The sequence below is a fragment of the Microbacterium sp. Bi128 genome, assembly GCF_918698205.1.
This window is the reverse complement of record NZ_CAKKMM010000950.1, coordinates 1-2,004: the sequence shown is the minus strand read 5'-3', so window position 1 is coordinate 2,004 and position 2,004 is coordinate 1. Positions and strand designations below refer to the sequence as shown.

Genomic DNA, 2,004 nt, shown 5'->3' with positions numbered 1-2,004 from the left:
GCGGAAAACAGCTGCTCGGGCCGGGAGACGCGGTCAAAGAACTTCGACAGCGGCCGGAATGCGTCATTGACGGTGATGTCGTAGGCGTAAGGCTGTTCGAGCTGTTGCAGCACGGGGTCGGCGGCGCGGGTCGCGAACGTGTCACTCGGCAGCAGCAGGACCGGCAGCCGGTTGGTGGTGGCCAGCGCCGCGCCGGTGAGCAGGTTCGAGGAGCCCGGACCGATCGAGGTGCTGATCGCGAAGGTCTGGCGGCGGCGGGTGTGGCGGGCGAAGCCGACCGCCTGGTGGGACTGGGCCTGTTCGTTGCGGCCCTGGTAGTACGGCATGATCGTCGGATCGAGTTGCTGGTACTGCTTGAGGGCCTGGCCGACGCCGGCGACATTGCCGTGGCCGAAGATGCCGAACGTGCCCGGAATCAGGCGTTCCCGGAAGTCCTGGCCGCCGACCGAATCGACGGTGTACTGCTTGGACAGGTATTCAACGACGGCCTGCGCGACCGTCATTCTGCGTGTTCCTGATGCCGTGCTCATTCCCATGGGAAGCTACTCCGATACTTCTTTGGTGCGGGTGGATTCGGTGTGGTGCAGCAGCGAGGCCGCGGTTGCCACGGCGCCGGCGACGTCGCCGTCCTGCGGGTAGAGCAGGGTCCGACCGACGGTGAGGCCCTGAACGCCGGGCAATGCGAGGGCAGTCTGCCAGCTGGCGAACACCTCGTCCTGGCCAGCGTCCGGGTCTCCGCCGAGGAGCACGGTGGGCATCGTGGTGGACGCCATGACGCGTTCCATCTCGGCCACCACGGGGAGCTTCATCCAGGTGTAGGCGCTGCTCGCGCCAAGGCCTTCGGCGATGGCGACTGACTTGATGACGGCGTTGGTGGAGAGGTCGTTGCGGACCTTCCCGTTTTCGCGGACGGAGAGGAACGGTTCCACCATGGCGATCAGCCTGCGTTCGGCGAGGGAGTCGATGGCCCTCGCGGTCGCTTCGAGGGTGGCGACGGTGTCCGGGTCGCCGAGGCAGATGCGGGTCAGCATCTTGCCACCGTCGGCGCCCAGGGCCTCGAGCGCGGCCGCGGTGTGGCCGGTAAAGCGGTCATCGAATTCGTTCACCAGGCCGGAGAGTCCGCCACGGTTCATCGAGCCGAAGAGCAGCTTGCCCTCGAGCGCGCCGAGCAGGAGCAGATCGTCCATGATGTCCGGCGAGGCGAGGACACCGTCCACGTCCGGGTTGGCCAGGGCGATCTGCAGGCGGTCCAGGAGCTGGCGGCGGTCGGCCATGGCCACCGGATCGTTTCCGACGGCGAGCGCGCCGCGGGCCGGGTGGTCGGCGGCGACAATGAAGTTCTGCCGGTGGGCCCTGACACCGGGGTGGCGGCGCCGTGCCTTGGCGGCGCGGGCAATCGCTTCCGGGTCTTCGAGCCGGATAATGCTCAGGTGCTCGTAGCGGCGGGGATCATCGTTCACCCCACGGGTGGCGACGGCTGGGTTTGCACTCACAGTGCTGCTCCTTCGGTGGCGTAGGTACCCGGCAGCAGCCGGCCGCGTTCGGCGAGCAGGCCGGTGACTTCGTCCGGCGTCGGCATCGCGTCGGCGCAGGACAGGCGGGAGGCGACGAGGGCGCCGGCGGCGTTGGCGAAATCGAGGACCTGGGCCAGGGGCCAGCCGGAGAGCAGGCCGTGGCAGAAGGCCCCGCCGAAGGAGTCGCCGGCACCGAGGCCGTTGACAGTTTCCACGGGCACCGGGGCGGAGACCACACGCTCGGTGCGGGTCTTGGCCATGACCCCTTCAGGGCCCAGCTTCACTACGGCGATTTCGACGCCGGCCGCGAGCAGCCGGTCCGCCTGTTCGTCCGGGGTGCCCTCCCCGACGGCGACGGCGCATTCCTTGTCGTTGCCGATCGCGACGGTGACGTGCGGCAGGATCCTGGCGACCTGTTCCCGAGCTTTCTCCTCGGAGGCCTAGAACATCGGCCGGTAGTCCAGGTCCAGGATGGTGAACTGGCCTTCCT

2 protein-coding genes and 1 pseudogene are annotated in these 2,004 nt (G+C 68.5%); all 3 read right to left on the bottom strand.

Annotation, left to right across the window (positions count from 1 at the left end; genetic code table 11):
• The coding region (locus LQV45_RS28395; RefSeq protein ID WP_253074595.1) for a thiamine pyrophosphate-binding protein at positions 1–503 on the bottom strand (503 nt) is incomplete at its 3' end.
• Between the two features lie 39 nt (positions 504–542).
• A complete protein-coding gene (locus LQV45_RS28390) occupies positions 543–1,493 on the bottom strand; it encodes a deoxyribose-phosphate aldolase (protein ID WP_223914262.1) in 951 nt (316 codons plus the stop codon).
• Positions 1,490–2,004: pseudogene (locus tag LQV45_RS28385) on the bottom strand (PfkB family carbohydrate kinase); the annotation flags it as partial. The pseudogene LQV45_RS28385 and the gene LQV45_RS28390, both read right to left, overlap by 4 nt.